This window comes from Psychrobacter sp. NPDC078501, from assembly GCF_044900935.1.
GTDB lineage: Bacteria > Pseudomonadota > Gammaproteobacteria > Pseudomonadales > Moraxellaceae > Psychrobacter.
In genome coordinates this window covers 325,551-347,335 of the sequence record NZ_JBJDOS010000003.1, presented here as the reverse complement: position 1 = coordinate 347,335, position 21,785 = coordinate 325,551, and the positions used below count along the sequence as shown (strand labels likewise).

The window sequence follows — 21,785 nt, the reverse complement described above, 5'->3', positions numbered from 1 at the left end:
TGTCATAACACCCCCAGTAGGTCCAAAATTTGTTAAACTAGCGGGTACATCCGCCTGATAAACGCTGTGTTATTCAGGGGTAGTTAAAGAATACCGGCGAGGAGTAGATGCATGGCCGAGCGTGCCGCCAAGCAGTTAGAACTGAACAAATCTGAATTACCCAATTCCATTACTGAAGTGATTGCCACATTGACCCGTGCTGGGTTTGATGCGTATATCGTCGGTGGTGGTGTGCGCGATACTTTATTAGGTCTGCGCCCGAAAGACTTTGATGCCGTCACTGATGCCAAGCCGCATGAGATTAAAGATGTCTTTGGTAAGCGCTGCCGCATTATCGGTCGCCGCTTCCAGTTAGCGCATGTATATTCAGGTCGCGAGTTAATTGAAGTTGCTACTTTCCGTGGTCCACCAACCAGTGATGCCAATACCAATCAAGATGGTATGATTCTGCGCGACAATGTTTGGGGCGATATTCAACAAGATTTCTCCCGTCGCGATTTCTCTATCAATGCGCTTTATTATCAACCGCTCAAAGGCATCGTTCATGATTTCTGCGGCGCGCTTGATGATATTGATAACAGAATCATTCGTCTATTGGGCAATGCGCCAGTACGTATTGAAGAAGATCCTGTGCGCTTGTTACGTGCCTTACGTTTCAAAGCCAAGTTAGGTTTTGAGTTTGATGAAGCGTTGTCCGCGCAATTTAACGACGGGAACTGGGCGCTGCTTGAGCAAATATCACCGCATCGTCTCTATGATGAAACGCAAAAGATGTTTACCGGTGGCTATCTAGTACCCCTATTGCCATTATTGTTTGAATCAGGTGCGATTGATAGCCTCATTATCTATCCACCGTCTGAGCCAAGTGCTTTAGTCAATCAGGTAGCTATCAATACCGATAAGCGTATTGCGGCGGGCAAGAGTATCAATCCTGCGTTCTTCTATGCTGCCTTACTGTGGGAAAATTACCTACATCAATTAGCAAAAGCCAAGAAACGTAATATGCCGTTTGCCGAAGCGCAAATGCATGCTGCTGGTAAAGTCATCGACCGTCAGCGTATCAAAACCGCTATTCCGAAATTTGCTGAGCAATTTATCCGTGATATCTGGATATTGCAGCCAAAACTTGCAGCCCCGCGTAGCAAACAAATCGTCCAGCTATCTGAGCATCCGCGTTTCCGTGCGGGCTTTGACTTTTTGTTATTACGTGAGCAATGTGGCGATGCAGAGCATCCGCTATCAGAGTCAACCAACGATATGGGTGACTGGTGGCAGACGTATCAAACCTTGTCTGAACAAGAGCAACAGCAGGCGATTGATGAATTTGACGAAAATATTCGCCGAGGTGCTTATAAAAAAGGGCAACGTGGGCGCGGACGTAATCGTCAAGAATCAAAAACACAGACTACTGATAACGCAACACCTAATCAGAACAGTACAAAGCAAAATAAAGCCGATGACCGTGCTGAAAAAGGTAGAAATGATCAAACAATGGTAAATGATTCGTCAAATATTCCAGCCCGTCGCCGCCGCGCGGCCAGCCAGTCTAAAGCTGGCCGCAACGACAGTAGCAGACACAACGTGCAGCAAGTAGAGCAAGACAATAATGAGCTTGCTCAGCTACAGCAGTTGTCTCTTGCTAGTAACAAGCAATCGGCAAGTCAACAGGCAAAGCCTAAGCCATTATTTGTTATAGAGCACGAGAACGTTGTGCCGCCATTGCAGAAGCAACTGTCAGCTGATGATACGTCGAAACGTAGTAAAGCACCTGTGCGAAAGCCAGCATCAACCAATCAAGATGCACCAAAGCAAGCGGCTAAAACTGAGCACTCAAATAACGTTCAGCCGTCTAATACTAATCAGCCAGAAGCTCAAGCGTCAGCTAATCAGGCTAGACCAGTTCGCTCGATCGCAAGATCACCTGCGCTAGTCAGTATGGATAACGAGCCGATCCCGCATAAGCGTCGCCGTCGTCAACCTACTGTAGATAGTACGAGCAATATCGAAGTACAAGGCAATAACGATGCGAAGGGCAGTAATGACAAAACACAGCCAGTAGCGAAGTATGCGAAAAAAGCGCCTAAACCTGCAGTTGAAGTGTCTGATAAAAGCGATACTAAAAGTGTAAAGGACGTAGCTAGCAAGGCATTAGATAGCAGAGACGCGACAAAAACCGCTGCACCTGCGAGAGCCAAGAAATCGGTGAAAGCAACTACTGCAAAGGCTACTAAAGCGAAGCAAGATACGAGCGCTCAGCTGCCTGCTGTGAAAGTAACTGATAGTAAAGGCCCTGTACCATCGAAGCGCCGCCGCCGTCAGCCTAGTACTGAAAGCGCATAATATGGATAACAGTACAGATAATAGTAACTGGGTTACCTGTTATGTGGGCTTGGGTAGCAACCTCGCTAATGAGCTGGGTTCGCCTGCCGATCATTTGCAGCAGGCGCTTGCAGTAATGCGAGCACATGAGCAAGTACGCGAAGTAAGTGTCTCTTCTTTTTATGCTTCAGCACCGATGGGGCCACAAGACCAGCCAGATTTTGTTAATGCAGTGGCTGGTTTTGAGACAACGTTTGCCCCTTACGAGCTGCTTGCTTTTTGTCAGCAGTTAGAGAGTATGGCCAAGCGGGCACGTTTGCGTCGTTGGGGTGAACGTAGTCTAGATGTTGATATTTTGCTATACGGCGAGACACAGATTACTGATCCAACATTGACAATACCGCATGCTGGCTTAAGCGAGCGCAATTTTGTCTTAATACCACTGCGAGAGTTGGCACCAAATTTAACCATCGCAGGTAAGTCGATAGGTGACTATTCCCAAAGTCGCGATTGGACAGGTTTAAAATTACTATCAAGCGATTGATTATAAGTAATTGATGCTAAGTGATAGACATTAAATGTTTGAAAGATTCGTCTAACGTATTTCAAGCATAGCTCTTATAGTAGCAATATTGATAATCAAAGGCATTGCAAATTAATTGAGGGTCATATGACGACATTATCTACTCTAAATAAGTTTAAAAAAGAAGGTACCAAGTTCACTTGCTTGACCTGTTATGACTCGATGTTTGCACGAATGATGGAAAAAGCCGAAATTGATACGATTTTAATTGGGGATAGCTTGGGCATGGTTGTACAAGGCCATGACTCAACATTACCTGTAACAGTTAAAGATATGGCTTATCACACTGCCAATATTGCTCGTAGTAACAAGCACGCGTTGATATTGGCTGACCTACCGTTTATGAGTTATGTGACATTACCAGAAGCCGTTACTAATAGCCGCACGCTAATGCAAGCAGGGGCGCATGTCATAAAAATCGAAGGTGGTAGTGAGCTTTGTGAATTGGTAACGACCTTAGCGCAAGCAGGTACACCAACTTGTGTACATCTTGGTTTGACTCCGCAATCAGTCAACGTGTTTGGTGGTTATAAAATTCAAGGTCGCGGTGACGAAGCGGCTGATAAACTGCTTGCCGACGCCAAAGCAGTTGTCGCTGCAGGTGCTGCACTGCTAGTGCTAGAGTGTGTTCCAGCCGCGCTTGCAAAAGCCGTTACTGAAGCTGTTGCCGTGCCAGTCATTGGTATTGGTGCTGGCGCCGATACTGATGGTCAGGTATTGGTTATGCATGACATGCTAGGTATGGCGCATGGCCGAGTGCCACGTTTTATCCATGATTTTTTAACAGATGAGCGTAATAGCGCACACAGTATCGAAGGTGCTTTTGCGCTCTATCAGCAGTCAGTACGCGAGAGTAGCTTCCCAACTGAGCAGCACCAATTTAGCTGATTTTGACGTTATTAAAGTTGTTTAAGCTATTGAAAAAAAGAACGTTTGAATAGAAGAAAAGTAATCATGTCTCCAACTATTTATCATGATATCTCGTCATTACGTGAAGCGCTGCATCCTTATCGTGGTCAGCAAAGTGACAGACAAGACCGTCAGCAGCGCATTGCGCTAGTACCAACGATGGGTAATCTGCATGACGGTCATCTTGAGCTGGTAAAAATTGCCAAGCAGCATGCAGATGTAGTGGTGGTCAGTATTTTCGTTAACCCTACTCAGTTTGGCGTTGGGGAAGATTTTGACAGCTATCCCCGTACGCTAGATGCAGATGTAGCTAAGCTTGCGACAGTGGATGCAGATTATGTGTTTGCACCTAGTATTGATGCAATGTATCCAGTATTACCACCACCTACTGCTGTATTAGCTGGTGCTATTGCCAATCAGTTATGTGGACAATCACGTACTGGACACTTCGATGGTGTTGGTATTGTGGTTTCTAAACTGTTCAACATTGTGCAACCAGATGTGGCAGTATTTGGACAAAAAGACTATCAGCAGCTTGCTATCATTAAGCAGTTGGTACGTGACTTGAGTTATCCTATTAATATCATTGGTGCGCCTATTGTTCGTGCTGATGATGGCTTAGCGCTATCATCGCGTAATCAATACTTAAGTGCAAATGAGCGTCAAGCTGCCCCTGTATTACATCGAGCATTGCAAGAATTAGCGCAGAGTTTGAAAAGTACGGCTCTTAGTCAGCAAGCATTTGATAAGCTATTAGTAGAGACGCGGACACGTATTAGTGACGCAGGTTTTATTATTGATTATCTGGAAATCAAGACTGAGGAGTTAGGTTCTGTCGTAAGTGACTCTAAAACCTTTAATATAGAAAACAAAAATATCGTTATTTTAGTTGCAGCGTGGCTAGGAAAAGCGCGTTTGTTAGACAATCAGTTGGTAGTGGTAAATTAGCTTTTATGACATAGCAGTAGACTAGACACAATAGACTTGGATGAGTAGATCATGGGTGTAAGTCAGGATCAAAATAGTAATACAGCAGCAACGATAGCAGATCAGACGTCTACGAATAAGCTCAGTATATTGGTGGTCTCAGGGCGTTCAGGATCTGGTAAAACCTCAGTATTGAATATCTTAGAAGATCTAGGCTATTACTCTATTGATAACCTACCGCTGTCTTTGTTACCTAATGCTGCTCATAAACTGGTCAATGAAAGCGGCATTCATCGTATTGCGCTGGGTGTCGATATTCGAACGCCACGTGCTGATTTATCTAATTTTGCAGTGACGTATGCTTCTCTTAAGGAGACTTATGGGTCTCATGCGGTACAGATTTTATATGTGACTGCACAAGAGAGTACACTGATAGCTCGTTTTAACGCGACGCGCCGTGTACATCCTTTGATGTCACAAGATATCGATAGTGATAACGCTAAGCATATTGCCTTTAATTTACCCGCTGCTATCAAAAAAGAAGTTGAGCTATTAGAGCCAATTGCTGGTCATGCTGATATTAGGATTGATACCAGTAGCCTAAATATCCATCAGTTAAAAGACAGCTTGCGTGAACACATAGGCATGGACAACCAGATTGTCATCAATCTACTGTCTTTCGGTTTTAAATACGGTAGCCCTATCGATGCTGACTTTGTATTCGATGTTAGAATTTTACCGAATCCGCATTGGAACCCTGAGTTACGTGACTCGACAGGTCTGGATACTGAGGTAGGCGCATTCTTCTCAGATTATCCAGAAGTAGCAGAAATGATGGGTGATATTGATAAGTTTTTGACCCGTTGGCTACCAGAGTTTTTGCACAATAATCGTCATACGGTCACGGTTGCCATAGGCTGTACGGGTGGCAAACATCGCTCTGTTTTTATCACTGATCATCTACAACGCCGCCTTGCTGACGCCATGCCTAAAGGCGTGAAGGTATTGGCAAAACACCGCGAAAAAAGTCGTTGGTAATGATATCAGACACTATTTAATTTATTAATTATTATTTTGGAAAGCTTTTATGATCGACTGGAAAGAACAGGATATGCGCGTTTCGCGCACAGAACTCAAAAAAGCCCATGAGCGCTTGCAGCAATTATCTATACCGCTTGCTAGCTTATCGAAAAAACAGCTAAAAGCTTTACCTGCTAGTGATTATTTTATGGCGGAGTTAATGGCATTGGCTGATATTACCAGCGCTAATGCTCGCAACCGTCAGACCAAACGTGTTGGCAAGCTGATGATTGAAGAAAATCGTCATGAGCTGATAAAGGCACTATTTGATGCCTTTTTTCCTAAAGAGCAAGTTTCAAAAATAGAGAGCTGGTACGAGCGTCTGAATATCAATGATGAAGGTACGCTCAAGCAGTTTGTGAAGCAATATAAGGCTTCTGAGCACCATAGTATGTATCAGTTACTATTGTGGATAGAGTATGCCAAACATATGCAAGATGATGAGTTGCTAGCAGAATCTAAAGCAGATTTGGCAAGCTATATACGTGAAGTGGCTATTTTATCGCAGCTGAAGAAATAACATCTATATACCAAGCTAGAAATCTATTAATTAGAATTTTATTAGTTGAAAGATTAGTAGTTAAAAAATGGGTGATTAAAAGACGTATAGCTAAAAGGTTAAGATGCAAAAAAGCCAATCAATTTATGATTGGCTTTTTTGTGCACGACATACCGATGTGCTGTACGTCATGTGAGTTATTTAAGTATTTATTGCTTGAATTATTTCTTTTCAGCGCGAGTTTTGTCAACTAAATAGTCAACAACTTTAGCGACTTTAGCGTTTTCACCAGTTACCACATATTTGCCTTGTACCACGACAGATGGAACACCAGTGATTTGATAACGCTTGGCACCTTCTTGAGAGCGACCGATTTTTGTACCAACAGCGAATGAGTTATATAGGCTGTTAAATTTCTTTTCATCAACGCCTTTTGATGCATACCATTTGCTTAGTGACGCTTGATCAAACAGTTTTTTACCATCTTTATGGATAGCGTCAAATAATGCGTCATGAGTTTTGCTTTCAAAGCCTAAAAGCTGAGCCGCATAGAAACCGCGAGCATTGGCTTCCCAAACAGGGTTAAGTGCTGCTGGTGTCTTGAAGAAGGCAACATCTTTGTCTTTGGTTTTTGCCCATTTTTCCATGTGCGGGTTAAGCGCATTACAATGTGGGCAGCCATACCAAAAGAATTCACGAACAATGATAGCATCACCGCTGATTTTCTCTGGGTTGTCTAGCACACGGTAATCTTTTCCAGCGACATAATCTGCAGCTTGTGCGCCCATAGAGGCAAGTCCAATGGCCATGGCTAGACCAGTCAGTGTGATGACACGTTTCATACTTTATCCTTGAGGTGTGGAGACTTAGAATGGGTTAAGAGGTTGGTGTCTATATGGTTGTTAAACATGTGACGCTTTAAAATATATAGTTTTTAAAGGGTCTAAACCAGACAGTGTCGAGTATAATCGAACAATAGCAAAGTATCGACTATGATAACGTAAAATGTATGTACTTGTGAATCGCATTCTTAACCGATAGTTGTAAAGCTGTTAGCTATTATTTAAGGTATATTGCTTGTTACTTTCTGAACCTACTGTTTCTCAAACGTCTACTTTATTTCTATGTAAGATTTAAGATAGTCGAAAGTATTAGGATGCGATATTGTCACAAAAGTATTTAGCTCTTCTATATTAAGATACTGCCCAAAAAACAGGGTAAAGTTTGAGCCTATTCACAATCGGTGACGATGTGCTTACGACAAAACTGCTACTCTCATGCTAATATTAAGCACATAATCGTGCACTGTAAACGATAATAACGATAGTGACAATCAAGGAACATACCATGAGTTCAGCTTTAAATTCTTCATCAACTTCGAGTGATCAAAATAACAATAGCACTTTCAATAATACAGAGTCTAACACCATCAACGTAGATCCTAGCGAAGTCGAAAAATTTAATAACTTGGCGAGTGAGTGGTGGAGCAATACAGGGGCGTTTGCAACGCTACACGAGATCAATCCATTACGTTTAAACTGGATAGAAGAAAACGTCAAACGTGGCTATCAAAACGCTGCTAATAAAATCGCTGAGCAAGGACTTGCTGGCAAAAAAGTACTCGATGTAGGGTGCGGCGGCGGAATATTGTCAGAATCTATGGCTCGCCGCGGTGCTGATGTGACAGGGGTTGATTTAGGTACAGAAAACTTAAAAGCTGCTGCGTTACATGCAGAACAAAGCCAGTTAGACAATACGCTTCGTTATCAGCATATACCCGTTGAAGAGTTAGCAAAAACGCAGGCTGGTCAGTTTGACGTGGTGACTTGCATGGAGATGCTAGAGCACGTGCCAGATCCTAGTTCGATTGTGCAGGCTTGTTATGAGTTGTTAGCTCCTGGCGGCGTCTGTGTGTTATCAACGATTAATCGCAATCCTAAGTCTTATCTGTTTGCCATCGTGGGTGCAGAGTATGTGCTGCGATTGCTTGATCGCGGCACCCACGACTATGCCAAATTTATCACGCCAGCTGAATTAGACAAGATGGCCCTTAATACTGGATTTGTTCGTCAGGATATTATCGGTTTGCATTATAATCCGCTGACCAAACGCTACTGGCTTGCCCAAAACGTCGATGTTAATTATATGATAGCCGTACAAAAGCCATTGGTTTAATGCTACACGCAGCCATTTATTTGCCATACTTTCACTAAACACGTCATCAATCTCAAGAGCATTCACTATGACCCAATTTGTAAAAGCTGTTTTATTTGACCTTGATGGGACATTAATCGATACTGCTGCTGATTTTGTTCGTATCATTGGTAAAATGAGTCTCGAAAATGACTGGCAGGCACCGCCTGAAGCGGAAATCCGCGAGCAAGTCTCTGCGGGTGCCTCGGCCATGGTGCAATTGATGCTAAGACATAACGATCAACTCGAAGTCAGCGAGGAAGCGTTGCTTGAGTTTCGTCAGCAGTTCTTAGATGATTATGAAGCAGATATCTGTGTAGATAGCTGCGTGTTTCAGGCGCTTGAAGCGGTACTGACTGAACTTGAAGCAAAGGGCGTGCCATGGGGTATCGTTACCAACAAGCCGCGTTATTTAGCCGAAAAGCTATTAAGTGAGATGCAACTGGATCAGCGCTGTGCGGTTTTGGTCTGTCCAGATGATGTATCACGTACCAAACCAGACCCAGAGCCAATGTATATGGCGCTAGAAAAACTCGGTATTCCGCGAGGGGCAGCGGGCTGCGTACTCTATGTCGGTGACCATGTACGTGATATTGAAGCTGGCAACGCCGCTGGCATGCCAACGATTTTGGCCGCTTATGGATATATTCCGCCTGAAGATCAAAAGTCTTTAAAAAAATGGGGCGCCGACTATATTACGGATACCCCTGAGCAGTTAAATAAATTGCTGCTATCGTCTGGTAAGTTTGAATATTTATAGACTGCTATATATCATCAGATTTACAACCATAAGCACATATCCTCAACGATTTAATGATAAGTAGTGAGCAATGCCATGAGTGACAATAATAATCAACCAGTCGTTCAACAAGACAATAAAAAAACGGTTCAGAGTCCTATTCAGCCTTTGACTCATGATGATATTCGTAGCTTTGTACCGTCCAGTAATTGCTTAGATGGTAAGACTATTTTGGTGACTGGTGCGGGGGATGGTATTGGCCGTGTTGCCGCACTGACCTATGCTCGTTATGGTGCCACAGTTTTATTGTTAGGACGCACTAGTAGCAAGCTTGAATACGTCTACGATGAGATTGAGAGTCTTGGTGGTAAGCAGCCTGCTATGTTGCCTATGAACTTAGAAGGGGCGACTTACGCCGAAATGCAGCAGCTTGAAGGGCTAATTAATAAAGAAGTCGGCCAGTTAGATGGCATATTGCATAATGCTGGTGTATTAGGACAACTGACGCCGCTTGAGATGTATGACGTTGATACTTTCGCCCAAGTGATGAAAGTCAATTTCACAGCGACTTTTATGCTGACTCAAGCGCTATTGCCGCTATTAAAAGATGCTGATCATGGGTCTGTTGTCTTTACCTCTAGCACTGTAGGTACACATCCTCGCGCATTTTGGGGGGCTTATGCACTTTCTAAACAAGCAGTAGAAGGGATGAGTGATATCTTTACTCAAGAGACGCAGAACACAACCAATCTACGTTTTAACTGCGTTAATCCAGGTGGTACTCGTACCAATATGCGTGCGCATGCGTATCCAGGTGAAAACCCTATGAGCTTAAAAACACCTGAAGATATCATGGCAGGCTATGTCTGTCTGATGAGTGACGAAAGTATTGGCGTACGCGGTCAAGTAATTGAGCTACAACCTAAAGATTAGTAGCAAATTTTGTAAATCGATTACGTCATTCTTTATGGATGATTTTATACACTATCGCAGGTTGCAATTAACCATAGCTAGCCCCATCTATTTGTTATTAAAGACATTTGTACTGTCTAATTATAATGAATAAAAAAATAGGATAAGATTATGGCAGGTGGCTGGTCAAGAGATGGTGCTGAGCACGAACAGATGGATGCAACTGTAAATGATGCGTTGGAGCGAGCGCGACGTTCGTTACCGACAGGTGTGAGTGCTGAGCTGTGTGACGAATGTAGTAAGCCTATTCCAGAGGCAAGGCGACTGGCAGTGCCCGGTATTCAGCACTGCGTTAGCTGTCAGACGGAGCTTGAACAAGAAGCAAAAGCGGCTGAGCTATTTAACCGTCGTGGTAGTAAAGATAGTCAATTGCGTTAAAAAATAGTTAGTTGCGTTGAAAAAAAGGGCAGACATTGCTAGTCAAAATAGCAATGTCTGCCCTTTTTTTGTCTGTTGCTATATAACCAGTGTCATCAGTTCGCGATCGCACTCTTCCCAATCTATCAAGGCCGATGACGCTTTGGCACCATTCTCAGTTTCTGATTTTTCTGTAGCTTTATCGACAGCATTTGTATCGACAGTATTGTCTAATTGCAAAATAATTTCCAATCGACTATCCGTCTGTGGGTCAATGGTTCTGGTGGTTAGACTACCAGGGTTAAAATTGATCTGCATCCAGCCATCAGAAGTATGCACCACGCCTTTGATACGTTGCCAGTTTGGCAGTGCTAATAACCAATTCTGTAAATCGTCAGCGTTTAGTATGTAGTGAGCGGGTAGTCGCCATCCAGCCAATTGAAAGTCTTGCTGATCTTCATGGTAGCGATAGGGCAGATCACTATCAGCACTAGCCTGAGCTTCGGTCTCATCGGTAGATGAAATCGATGATGGTACAGTTGCTAAAGAGTTGGCTTGAGACTGTACAGCAATCATCGATTTTTGAGGATGAGCCATACTGATTTTTCGTTGATTCGAAATGATAGAGCTGGGCTTATTCAGTTGGTCGTTTAAAGTAGACGAGTATGCATCTGCTACAAGTTTATTTGCTACAAACTTATCTGATGAATGGACATCTGATGAGTCTGTTGTCTCAGGTGTCGTTAGTTCTGATGCTGCCCAAATGATTTTTACTTGTGAATTTAGCTTGGTTATCCATTCTACTAAGACTTGTTTTTCGCTAGTATCTAATTGGACATAACGATTGATTAGCAGCACATCGGCATCACGAACATGCGCTTGAAAACCATCATGGTCACGATACTTAATCTGTTGCCACTGCTCGCCACTCAGTACGGTTATCACCGCATTCATTTTTAGGGCAGTTTGCCAGTGCGGCGCACTAAGTTGTAGTATCAGCTCACGTGGATGAGCCAACCCTGTGGGCTCAATGAGTAATCGCTGCGGATGATGTTCACTGAGCAGACGACTGATTGCAATTTGTAAGGGCAGCTGACTGGTGCAGCAAATACAGCCACCACTGACTTCACGAATGGCGATATTTTTTTGCTCAAGATCGTTATCTTGGGAGCTGGCTAGGAGTGCGCCATCAATACCGATACGACCAAACTCATTGATTAAGAGAGCCCAGCGTTCGTCATCAGGTTTTGTTGCCAGTAACTGATTGATTACGGTGGTTTTGCCAGCACCTAAAAACCCTGTCACTAACGTGCAGGGTATGTTTTGAAAAATAATTGGGTTTTTCACAGGTATGCTCATCATATTGGCACGTGTTTGTGAATAAACAAACACGGCCTATATTAAAAAAATTAGATCAGTCAAAAGTTATTCACTCTTGATGGTTTCTACCTCAGCTTCATCAGGAACGAACACATAACCCACGCCCCAAACAGTCTGGATATAACGCGCCTGTGAAGGGTTGTCTTCAATCAGACGACGTAGACGTGATACTTGGACGTCGATAGAACGCTCCATCGCACCCCATTCACGACCACGAGCAAGGTTCATCAATTTATCACGGGTCAATGGCTCACGTGGATGCTGTACGAGCGCTTTTAGTACTGAAAACTCACCTGTTGTCAAAGTGACTACGTTACCATCGCGTTTAAGTGTACGTGTCGATAGATCTAGTGTCCATGGACCAAACTCGACCACTTCCATTTGATGACTTGGTGCACCTGGCAATTCACGGTTTTGACGACGTAATACAGCTTTGATACGAGCCAACAGCTCTTTTGGGTTAAAAGGCTTGGGCAAGTAATCATCTGCACCCGCTTCTAGACCGGCGATACGGTCAGCATCGCCACCTTTAGCAGTCAGCATAATGATAGGAATGTCCGCATTGTCTTCACGTAAACGCTTACAGATACTGATACCGTCTTCGCCTGGTAGCATCAAATCGAGTACGACCAAAGAGAAAAGCTCACGTTGCATGAGTTTGTCCATCTGACTGCCGTCATGAGCGGTACGAACGACAAAGCCGTCGTCTTCTAGGAAGCGTTGCAACAAAGAGCGTAGACGAGCATCGTCATCGACGACTAAAATACGCTGAGTCAACGTGTCAGGGCTGTTGTTATCAGTCATACAGGCATCCTTTTATAAAAATTATTGTTATCAGAAACTACAAGTAAATAGCTATGAGCAAAAACACTGCCACTAATTATCATTATTTAATTATTGGTTACGAATAAGCACTTCATAAAATTAAAAACTATTGTTCAATATGTCAGCACATATCAATATTTGTGTTATTGATACTTTAGTGTATAAGATTGCACCGAGAATTGCATCACCCATGATAATAAATGCTGTATGCGTTTGTTTAACAAGTCCATAGGATGTGTGATATAGAACGATTTGCGTCTTAAAATGCGCAATAAATAACGAAAAGATAAAAAGGATTTTTATTCATGCAGCTTTTGCTATAATGCAAAGCTACATTTCTCAACGATTGATACGTATATGAGTAGCACTGATACCTTAACGTCATCTCAAACCTCGACAAATGCACAGGTTTTAGATGCAACCACACACGCGAATATTCACGACAAGCTTGCTCGCGCGCTTGGCATTAAGACTGCTCAAGTCAATGCGTTTGTCAAACTTTATGATGAAGGCGCGACGGTTCCTTTTATTGCGCGTTACCGTAAAGAAAAGACTCAGAATCTTGATGATGCGCAGCTGCGTGCTTTAGAGAAGTCTCTTAACTATGAGCGTGACATGGCAACACGTCGCCTCAAAATTACTGAGCTGTTAAGCACACAGGGCAATCTGACTGACGAGCTACAGACGCGTATCGATAATGCGACGTCTAAGCTTGAGCTTGAAGACATCTATCTGCCATATCGTCCGCGTCGTCGTTCACCTGCTGCCAAAGCTCGTGCCGCTGGTCTTGATACTGCTGCCCAAGCAGTCTTGACCCAAGAAATCACTCCGACAGATGCCTTGGCTGATTATCAAGTCCAGTCAAGTATCACTGATGACAGTGGTAATGAAATCGAAGTTGATTTTAGCGATATTGAAAAACAACTCGCTGGCGTACAAGCGATTATCGTTGATGAATGGACACAAGCATTGGGCTTGCTAGATAACTTGCGCAGTGGCTTTGCCAAGACTGCTAGTATCGTATCTAGCGTTGCAAGCGAAGAAAAGCGCGAAGTTGGCGAAAAATTCAAAGACTACTTTGAGCATAGCGAAAGCCTTGCTCGACTGCCAAATCATCGCCTATTAGCAATGTTACGCGGTCGTCAAGAAAACGTCTTGGGTCTAAAGATTGAAGGCGAAGACGCACCATTTATCGAAAAAATTATCAATCATTTCGATGTTGATGCCAAAGCGCCAGCAGCCCGCCGTGAGTTTTTGTCAGAGGCAGCCAGTAGCTTGTGGAAAGACAAATGGCGTCCGCATATCGAGCACCGCTTGTTAACTGAAAAGCGCCTAGCCGCAGAAGCGGATGCGATTGATGTGTTCGCTAGCAACTTACAGCATTTGCTAATGTCTGCACCTGCAGGTCCTAAAGTAATCTTGGGTGTCGATCCTGGTATCCGTCATGGCGTAAAAATGGCCATCGTTGATGCGCAAGGTCATATGATGTCAGATAGCGAAGAGAAGCCTGTCATCGCGACAGTGTATCCGTTTGCACCTGATAATAAGATGGATGAAGCCAAGAAAGTCATCGATGCGCTGTTGAGCACTTATAACGTTGATTTGGTCGCTATCGGTAATGGTACGGCAAGTCGCGAAACAGATGCGATGATCAAAGAGATTTTGGCTGCGAACGATGCATTAAAAGCCAAAGCTGTTATCGTTAATGAGTCGGGTGCGTCTGTTTATTCAGCGAGTGAACTTGCTAGTGATGAGCTGGCCAATCTAGACGTTTCTGTACGCGGAGCGGTTTCTATTGCTCGTCGCTTGCAGGATCCATTGTCAGAACTTGTTAAAGTTGATCCGAAAGCCATTGGTGTGGGTCAATATCAGCATGACGTCAATCAAAACCAGCTTGCAGACAGTCTGGATAAAGTAACTCAAGATAGCGTGAATGCCGTGGGTGTGGATGTGAATACAGCCAGTCCAGCTATCTTAGCTCACATCGCAGGTCTTAACCGCAATGTGGCGCAGCAAATCGTCACTTATCGCAAAGAGCATGGTGCATTTGATAGCCGTGAAGCGCTCAAAAACGTCCCACGTCTAGGTGCTAAGACATTTGAGCAAGCAGCTGGTTTCTTGCGTATTCATAATGGTAGCAATCCATTAGATGCCACTGGTGTGCATCCAGAGAGTTATGCATTGGTCGATAGCTTACTCGCACAAGCGGGCAAGCCGTTGTCAGAAGTTATTGGTAACGACGGTGTGCTAAATACTATCGATACGACTACATTGGCTGCTAACGATGATAATGTCAGCGTAAAAGCGATTATCGAAGAGCTTGCTAAACCTGCTCGTGATCCTCGTCCTGAGTTTAAAACGGCCAATTTCCGTGATGACGTCAATAGTATCAAAGATTTGAGCGAAGGCATGACGTTAGAAGGGGTAGTCACTAACGTAACGGCCTTTGGTTGTTTCGTTGACGTCGGTGTGCATCAGGATGGTTTGGTACATATCTCGCAGATGGCCAATGACTTTGTCGCAGATCCTATGAACCGTGTCAAACCTGGCGATATCATATCGGTACGGGTTATCTCTATCGATGAAAAACGTGGTCGTATCGGCTTTAGCATGAAACCTGAATCTGAAAAACCTGTCCGTACGGCTGCCAAGTCTACGACAGCTAGTACAGATGGTGAGAAAACCAGTCGTCCACGCAGTAATAATACAAATAGTGACCGTCCAAATAATAGCCGTCCAGCTGCTGACAAACGACCGTCTAAGCCACGTGGCAAGCGTCAGGATAAAGACAACGCGAGCAATCGTAGTAAGCCAGTAAAAAGTGATAAAGCTGAAGCCCCAAGTAAAATGGGTACACTCGGCGCTTTATTACAAGAAGCTGGCGTGACTAAAACTAAGAAATAAATGCTGCTAAAAATAGCTAAAATTTATAGTTTGGTATAAAAAAAAGGCAGCCATATGGCTGCCTTTTTATATAAGTAATACGCTTACAAAATAATCAAACAAACTAACTATCTGCTTAGCGTGATACAGCGATACGACGGTTCTCTTTGAACTGTACGTTTGCTGGCTGAGTAGCTAATAACTCACCACGCTTGTCTTTTTTCTTTTCTTGCAAAGTACTAGCAGCATCTGCAACTTTATTCTCAGTAGCCGCTTCACCAGCAATCAAAGGCTGATAGTCTGCATTACTGTGTTGCATGTTAGGCGCTTGAGCGTTCTGTACAGGAGCCTGAGCAGTTGTAGCAGTAGTCATTGTTGCCGCATTGGTTGTTGCCTGAGCGTTATTCATCAAAGCTGCATTATCATTGCTTGCTTCATTATCCATATCGTCAGTTTCGTCGTTCATCTCATCTGCTTCGTTACCCATGTCCATATCGACATCAGCAGTAGTTGACGCTTCGACATCTACAGCGCCAGGTTGTGTCGCTAGCAACTCACCATCAGGACCTTCTATTTCGGCCTGTACAGTGCTCTCGACAGCAGCGTTACGCATATCTGCTGGCATTAGATCGCTGTTGTTAACGGGTGCCGCCATTGCCATAGTTGGTAGTACAAGGGTAGCGCCGACGATTAGTGATAAAACATTCTTTTTCATTATAAAACTCCATGATACATAATTAGCAATAGTTAAAAACGGTAACTCATATTTAATAATGAGCCGTTTTTATTTAAAGGTGTCTGTAAATACTGTACGCAAATTATCAACGATGTAGTTTATATTTCAGTAGCAAACTCATTAAGGTTCTAACAGTTTAATGTTTTCTTGTGACGTTATGAAACTGCCATACCTAAAGTCTAGCTGATATTTTAACTTCTAGATTTTTCAAAAACTCATTAATAGCAAAGGTTGATTGTGTTATTACAACTGTTAATAAGTGAGTCTGCTAATAATAAATATCTACCGACTTCTCTAGTATTGAGAATATGAATATTTGATTGCTCATAGTTGTTATTTGAACTTAGATAACTGTTATTAATAGTTTTCTGAGTGCTATTTGTCAGTATTACAGAGACTTTCATCAGTAGTTTTTATTTATAATTCAAAACCAGTGTTTAGATAATTATCAGATTTTAGTACATAAGTTTTTTGATGATATACATTTAATTAAACTAATGTTTACATACAATTTTTCTACAATATTTATAAAACGATAGTAGAAATATTAGATTAGTAGTTAGTATCATAAAGTATTAAATAATTGGGAAACAGAAACATTGTTCACCAAAAAAATACGTTGTTCTTAATTTAATTTTCGTCTAAATATTTATAGCAAGCCATAAAAAACCGTATCTCGAAACCAAGATACGGTCATAAAAACATTGAGCTTTTGTTATCATTCAATAGATTAACTATCAATCACTTCAAAGCTAAGACCAGAATGCGCTTCTAAGCGAGTTATTAGCTTATCTCCCATCGCAGATGCTGGTGTCCAGAACCCACCGCCAATGTCCTCTTTGCTGATATCTTGTGCCAAGCATAATGCCGCCTGCGAAATCATACGAGAGGTACTACCGTAACCAGGATCTCTATCACCTGTTACCTTAACAGTAATAGTGTCATTTTTGGCCGTTTGGCCAAAGTGACGAATATCAAAGTAGCCGTTTTCTTGCTCGTCCTTAGAAGGGCCTGAGCCAGCTTTTGGTAAAACGTGCTTGGATAGTAACTCGCGACTTGGTTTAATCATCATCGCAGTAGCAAAGCCCAATAAACCTGCACTCATAGCATAGCTAGACAGTTTTCCTTTGACGCCATCTTTCATCCACATCGCTTCATCATATTTGAAATCGCGACCGTATTCATAGCTGAGTAATTGGTTAGTGCGATGGACGATACGCGTATTGATGGTCGCCATGACGAAAGGTGCTAACCAGCGCTTATGATTGCTATCATATACTGGTTTGCTAACATTATCCTGACGTACATTTGGTGCATCAGTATCATCGTTTAACAAATATGGATTGGCCACTTGTTTGCGACGTGCTTTGTCCTCACCAGCTTCTTCAAATATTGATGCCATTGACGCGATAGTACCACCTGAGATACCACCTTTCGCTGCTTTGACACGCATATGGATGACATTACAGGTCTCGCCGAACTTTTCTTCTGCCTTAGCTTGGGTAAAGTATGCGCCCAAATCTGATGGGATAGAGTCAAAACCACAAGAGTTAACAATACGGGCACCACTTTGCTTGGCAGTGTCTTGGTATTTATCCATCATATCTTTGATGAAAATGGCCTCACCAGTAAGATCGACATAATCTGTACCGTTTTCAGCACAAGATTTGATCAGTGGCTCACCATATTTCAGATATGGGCCGACAGTAGAAATGATGACTTGAGTTTGCTTTGTCATCATATCAAGGCTGGCAGCATCGTTACTGTTGGCAATAATAATGTCTACCTTACTCTCAAGTTTGGCCTGTAACTTATTGAGCTTATCTTCATCACGACCTGCGATTGCCCATGATACGTTTGAGCCATCTTCATTTTTATTATTTGATAAAAAATTGGTTAAATAGTGGGCAGTGATCTGACCGACGAAGCTTGTCGCACCATATAGAACAACTGCATAAGGGCGTGTGTCGCCGCTGGTTTTTTGTGTAGGGTTTTCAGTATCCGTATTGGTATCCATATGTATTGTCCTTAATAGATTTGAGAATAAGTGGATAGTAAACTATAAACCAAGTCGTTTGATTAGGTTAGGGGTTTGTGAGGTCGCTACAGTTTATAGTTTGCAGCCTACCTCACATACAACATCACATATAACGTGAGGAATTTAAAATAGTTCTGCATATAGTTAAAAGAATAGCGTTCATCAAAAGAGTATTCAATAAAAGCACATTCAGGTAAAAAGCGCTTAGTTTAAGAACTCTCAGTTAAATAACGCTGTATTCAGAAATATAATTCTATTTCGAAAATATCATCTATTAAAGAAAAAGAGGTATGAGACATCAACAGTTACTACAAACTTTACATAACCTACCGATATTATTACTAAAATGAACGTTTTTTAGAGACGAACATTGCTAATCTATAAGCGTAAACAGTAATAACTAGCATTAGATAAAAACAAGTTAAATAAATGCTATATAAATTTTAATATCTGTTTTTCACCATTATTTGAGGAGAATATTATGTTTCGTTGGGCTATTATTTTTGCAGTGGTCGCACTGTTAGCGAGCTTATTAGGGTTTGGTGGCGTTGCAGGCTTGTCTGCTAATTTGGCATACATTTTCTTAGCAGTTGCTGTGATTTTGTTTATCGTTGCCTTTGTCAGTCGTAAAATGTAAATACGGCTTATTGTTATAAAGAATTACTATAAAAAAGACCCTCAATTGAGGGTCTTTTTTTGTCTGCTTTAACGAAGGTAATCGTTAGAAAACTAGGATAATCGGCATCAAGGCATACGTTGTAGACTTGCTACTATAAGCGTTTGGGCTGAATAATATGCTCCATGCGTTTGGCTAAACGAATATCTAGACTAGATATACCGCCTGTATCATGGTTGGTTAGACGAACTTCTACGATATTGTAGGTGTTACGCCATTCAGGATGATGCTCAAGCGCTTCAGCATGAAATGCCACTTGATTCATAAAGCTCATAGCTTCGATAAAATCGCTAAAGTGATAGGTCTTGACGATGCTATTGCCGTCACGCTGCCAACCAGCAAGCTCTTCTAGCTGTAGATTGATTTGTTTGTCAGATAAACTACTCATATTAATAACCTTTATTGTTATGTCGAATTGGTTTATTAAAAGTGGTGCTAGGGTATGTCTCCTATGCTAAATAAATATCTACATATTTTTCTGCTTTTCCCGATATCACTTAACTGAACCTAGTTAACGAATTAGTTGAGCCTAATTATGTAGCCAGTTAAATCAAATCTTGATACTCAGGATTTTTGCTAATGTATGATGCGACAAATGAGCATTGCGGTATCACTTTCTTGTTTTGCTCGCGTGCATAATTCAATGCGTGCTCTACCAGTGCTGAACCAACACCGCGTCCACCCAACTGCTGCGGTACGATAGTATGATCGTAAACCAACTTGTCAGCCCTTTCCTGATAGCTAATATAACCTGTCTGACCATCGATAGAGGTCTCAAAACGTTTTGCTGCTTGGTTATGAACAATTTCTAGATTTGGTTTAGAGGTTTGGTTACTCATTAATATACTCCATTTCTTATTATCAAATTTTTATTATGAACTAAATATTTTATTAATTTAATAGTGCCAGTTTAGTATGTGGGTTTGATGCTTAACAATCTAGACGCTTACCGTAATGGTTGATAGGGCGACTGTTAACATCATTTATGTCTTTTGTCCTACCTTATCATGGTCGTATCTGGTTGCAAATCTGAATATGTCACAATGCATAGGATATGGCTTTACGAACGACTGGAGGCAAAAAGCGAGTGAGACCGCCAGTATTTTCTATCGCTAATTTTTCTTCTAAATTGTTTTCTAAATTGTTTTCTAAATTGGCCGCTGACCTATCATCTTTAAGAGTAGTACTATCTGCATTTTCCGTTGATTGCATATAGGCTTGCCATTCTTTTTCACTAGGTTTGCTAAAGTGATAAATACGTCCCAGTACTTGCTTTAGTTGTGTGCCAAAGCGGCCAGTGTTGTAGCTTAAATCATACTTACGGCATATGGCCTGTACCTGCGGTGCAATCTTTGCATAGTGGCCAGCTGGCATATCAGGAAATATATGATGCTCAATTTGATGAGACAAATTACCTGTCAAAAGGTGAAACCATTTGCTGCCTTTGATATTGCTAGAGCCAAGGATTTGGCGTACATACCAATCGCCTTTACTTTCATTGGCATCAAGTTGGGTATAGATATGCGCTTGCTCAGTGAAATGGCCGCAAAAAATCACCGCCCACGTCCATAGATTTCGGACAGTGTTGGCAGTCATGTTACCGCTCAGCGTACTAAAGGCGCTACGACGACCTAGTGTCAGCGCTACTACAGATGGCAGTGCGATATAGTCTTTGCCTATTTGCCGTCCAATTTTGGCAAATAAGGCGCGAGACTTTTGTTGCATGATTTTGTGCAGATTAGGGGAGTCGGCGTATTCATCTGCACTGATTTGGATGTCATGAAAGGCTACCGCCCATTCAAAGCCAAATGCCAGTACCGCTGTACTAAACATATTGTAGCGATCTTCTGGCGTCCAAGGCTGCTCGTCAGTCACTCGAATCAAATGATAGCCTACGTCATGATCACGGCCAACAATATTGGTAAAAGTATGATGTAGATAATTATGAGAGTGTTGCCATAATGGAGCAGGGCAGACAATATCCCAGTCGAATTTTTGACTATTAAGGTGCGGGTGTTGCATCCAGTCATATTGACCATGCATGACGTTATGACCCAGCTCCATATTATTCAATATTTTGCTAAAGCTAAGTAAAGATGTACCTAGTAGCCAAGTAGCGACCAGACTGCGTTTCGATGGCATACGCCCAGCCGCTGCAAGTAGACCACGGGCAATGACTTCGCTATATACCACGGTCGCATATATCCGCTGTATGTAGCGTGCATCCTCACTGCCTAGCGAGTCCATAACGCTTTTGTACAGGGCATTGAGCTCTACGGCTAAAGCATCACTTTGAAGCTTTGATAAAGGTGCGCCAGTCAACGTTGGGTAGCGAGTCCGTGTCGATGCGTCTGGCTGATCGCTATCATTGATTGCTTCATCATTAAGCTGCGAGTAAGGAGCTTGCGGCGTCAAAGGTGAAGGCGCGTTTTTTGCTAGCTGTGCATCGGAAAGTGGTGTCAAGATAGGCACAGCAGATTGTGGCATAGTAACGGGTGGTAGTAAGCGCATAAATAAATCCTTAACCGAAACGGCATATATAAGCAGCACTGCATCCGGTTTTATAAGTTATCTGAGTTTTAGCCTATAAGGTGACGTTTGTCTTTTATTTCTCATAGGTTGTCTAGCATATACTTTCTATTGAGCCAGTTGTTCTATTAAGCCAGTCA

Annotated in this window: 20 protein-coding genes; 12 read left to right on the top strand and 8 right to left on the bottom strand. The window is 42.5% G+C overall.

All coding sequences use genetic code 11. The annotated features are described in order from the left end of the window. Positions 1 to 111 precede the first annotated feature (111 nt). From pcnB to yjgA, 6 genes are all read left to right on the top strand, one after another. A complete protein-coding gene (pcnB, locus tag ACI2IW_RS07255; RefSeq protein ID WP_404693195.1) occupies positions 112 to 2,340 on the top strand; it encodes a polynucleotide adenylyltransferase PcnB in 2,229 nt (742 codons plus the stop codon). Position 2,341: 1 nt separating this feature from the next. Beyond that, the gene (gene folK / locus ACI2IW_RS07250) at positions 2,342 to 2,863 is read left to right on the top strand and encodes a 2-amino-4-hydroxy-6-hydroxymethyldihydropteridine diphosphokinase (protein WP_404693194.1); all 522 of its coding nucleotides are present in this window, start codon (positions 2,342 to 2,344) and stop codon (positions 2,861 to 2,863) included. Positions 2,864 to 2,989: 126 nt separating this feature from the next. Further along, entirely contained in the window at positions 2,990 to 3,790 is an 801-nt protein-coding gene (gene panB, locus ACI2IW_RS07245; protein WP_404693193.1) for a 3-methyl-2-oxobutanoate hydroxymethyltransferase, read from the top strand. 66 nt (positions 3,791 to 3,856) lie between these two features. Continuing rightward, positions 3,857 to 4,759, top strand: coding sequence for a pantoate--beta-alanine ligase (gene panC / locus ACI2IW_RS07240; RefSeq protein WP_404693192.1), 903 nt, complete (start codon positions 3,857 to 3,859; stop codon positions 4,757 to 4,759). Between the two features lie 51 nt (positions 4,760 to 4,810). After that, on the top strand, positions 4,811 to 5,776 hold the full coding sequence (rapZ, locus tag ACI2IW_RS07235; RefSeq protein ID WP_404693191.1) for an RNase adapter RapZ: 966 nt from the start codon (positions 4,811 to 4,813) through the stop codon (positions 5,774 to 5,776). Between the two features lie 49 nt (positions 5,777 to 5,825). After that, positions 5,826 to 6,338, top strand: a complete 513-nt coding sequence (gene yjgA, locus ACI2IW_RS07230; protein WP_057757930.1) for a ribosome biogenesis factor YjgA — start codon at positions 5,826 to 5,828, stop codon at positions 6,336 to 6,338. Between the two features lie 200 nt (positions 6,339 to 6,538). Here the strand turns inward: yjgA and ACI2IW_RS07225 are convergent, their stop codons facing one another. Then, on the bottom strand, positions 6,539 to 7,159 hold the full coding sequence (locus tag ACI2IW_RS07225) for a thiol:disulfide interchange protein DsbA/DsbL (RefSeq protein ID WP_057757933.1): 621 nt from the start codon (positions 7,157 to 7,159) through the stop codon (positions 6,539 to 6,541). Positions 7,160 to 7,664: 505 nt separating this feature from the next. On the opposite strand from ACI2IW_RS07225, the gene ubiG reads away from it, so the two are divergent. The 4 genes from ubiG to ACI2IW_RS07205 all read left to right on the top strand — a co-directional run bounded on the left by ubiG (position 7,665) and on the right by ACI2IW_RS07205 (position 10,599). Continuing rightward, the gene (ubiG, locus tag ACI2IW_RS07220) at positions 7,665 to 8,492 is read left to right on the top strand and encodes a bifunctional 2-polyprenyl-6-hydroxyphenol methylase/3-demethylubiquinol 3-O-methyltransferase UbiG (RefSeq protein WP_404693190.1); all 828 of its coding nucleotides are present in this window, start codon (positions 7,665 to 7,667) and stop codon (positions 8,490 to 8,492) included. Positions 8,493 to 8,559: 67 nt separating this feature from the next. Then, positions 8,560 to 9,270 carry an HAD family hydrolase gene (locus tag ACI2IW_RS07215; protein WP_101204604.1) on the top strand — a complete coding sequence of 237 codons (711 nt, stop codon included), beginning with the start codon at positions 8,560 to 8,562 and terminating at the stop codon, positions 9,268 to 9,270. Between the two features lie 75 nt (positions 9,271 to 9,345). Beyond that, on the top strand, positions 9,346 to 10,182 hold the full coding sequence (locus ACI2IW_RS07210) for a YciK family oxidoreductase (RefSeq protein WP_227676958.1): 837 nt from the start codon (positions 9,346 to 9,348) through the stop codon (positions 10,180 to 10,182). Between the two features lie 150 nt (positions 10,183 to 10,332). Beyond that, entirely contained in the window at positions 10,333 to 10,599 is a 267-nt protein-coding gene (locus ACI2IW_RS07205; protein ID WP_404693189.1) for a DksA/TraR family C4-type zinc finger protein, read from the top strand. Between the two features lie 78 nt (positions 10,600 to 10,677). Here the strand turns inward: ACI2IW_RS07205 and ACI2IW_RS07200 are convergent, their stop codons facing one another. Next, positions 10,678 to 11,940, bottom strand: a complete 1,263-nt coding sequence (locus ACI2IW_RS07200) for a CobW family GTP-binding protein (protein WP_404693188.1) — start codon at positions 11,938 to 11,940, stop codon at positions 10,678 to 10,680. Positions 11,941 to 12,003: 63 nt separating this feature from the next. Continuing rightward, positions 12,004 to 12,762: a two-component system response regulator OmpR gene (gene ompR / locus ACI2IW_RS07195; protein WP_057757943.1), complete on the bottom strand. Its 759-nt coding sequence runs from the start codon at positions 12,760 to 12,762 to the stop codon at positions 12,004 to 12,006. Between the two features lie 378 nt (positions 12,763 to 13,140). Between ompR and ACI2IW_RS07190 the strand changes: the two genes are divergently transcribed. Further along, complete coding sequence (locus ACI2IW_RS07190; protein WP_404693187.1) at positions 13,141 to 15,687, top strand: Tex family protein; 2,547 nt, start codon at positions 13,141 to 13,143, stop codon at positions 15,685 to 15,687. A gap of 115 nt (positions 15,688 to 15,802) precedes the next feature. Here the strand turns inward: ACI2IW_RS07190 and ACI2IW_RS07185 are convergent, their stop codons facing one another. Both ACI2IW_RS07185 and ACI2IW_RS07180 read right to left on the bottom strand, forming a co-directional pair. Further along, positions 15,803 to 16,381 carry a hypothetical protein gene (locus tag ACI2IW_RS07185; RefSeq protein ID WP_404693186.1) on the bottom strand — a complete coding sequence of 193 codons (579 nt, stop codon included), beginning with the start codon at positions 16,379 to 16,381 and terminating at the stop codon, positions 15,803 to 15,805. A gap of 751 nt (positions 16,382 to 17,132) precedes the next feature. Further along, the gene (locus tag ACI2IW_RS07180) at positions 17,133 to 18,419 is read right to left on the bottom strand and encodes a saccharopine dehydrogenase family protein (RefSeq protein WP_404693185.1); all 1,287 of its coding nucleotides are present in this window, start codon (positions 18,417 to 18,419) and stop codon (positions 17,133 to 17,135) included. A 502-nt stretch (positions 18,420 to 18,921) separates the two neighbouring features. Here ACI2IW_RS07180 and ACI2IW_RS07175 point away from each other — a divergent pair. After that, the gene (locus ACI2IW_RS07175; protein ID WP_114701374.1) at positions 18,922 to 19,077 is read left to right on the top strand and encodes a DUF1328 domain-containing protein; all 156 of its coding nucleotides are present in this window, start codon (positions 18,922 to 18,924) and stop codon (positions 19,075 to 19,077) included. Between the two features lie 133 nt (positions 19,078 to 19,210). On the opposite strand, the gene ACI2IW_RS07170 is transcribed toward ACI2IW_RS07175, so the two are convergent. From ACI2IW_RS07170 to ACI2IW_RS07160, 3 genes are all read right to left on the bottom strand, one after another. Then, positions 19,211 to 19,504, bottom strand: coding sequence for a 4a-hydroxytetrahydrobiopterin dehydratase (locus ACI2IW_RS07170; protein ID WP_404693184.1), 294 nt, complete (start codon positions 19,502 to 19,504; stop codon positions 19,211 to 19,213). A 157-nt stretch (positions 19,505 to 19,661) separates the two neighbouring features. Beyond that, positions 19,662 to 19,955 carry a GNAT family N-acetyltransferase gene (locus ACI2IW_RS07165; RefSeq protein ID WP_404693183.1) on the bottom strand — a complete coding sequence of 98 codons (294 nt, stop codon included), beginning with the start codon at positions 19,953 to 19,955 and terminating at the stop codon, positions 19,662 to 19,664. Between the two features lie 199 nt (positions 19,956 to 20,154). Further along, entirely contained in the window at positions 20,155 to 21,627 is a 1,473-nt protein-coding gene (locus ACI2IW_RS07160; RefSeq protein ID WP_404693182.1) for a fatty acid desaturase family protein, read from the bottom strand. Positions 21,628 to 21,785 lie beyond the last annotated feature (158 nt).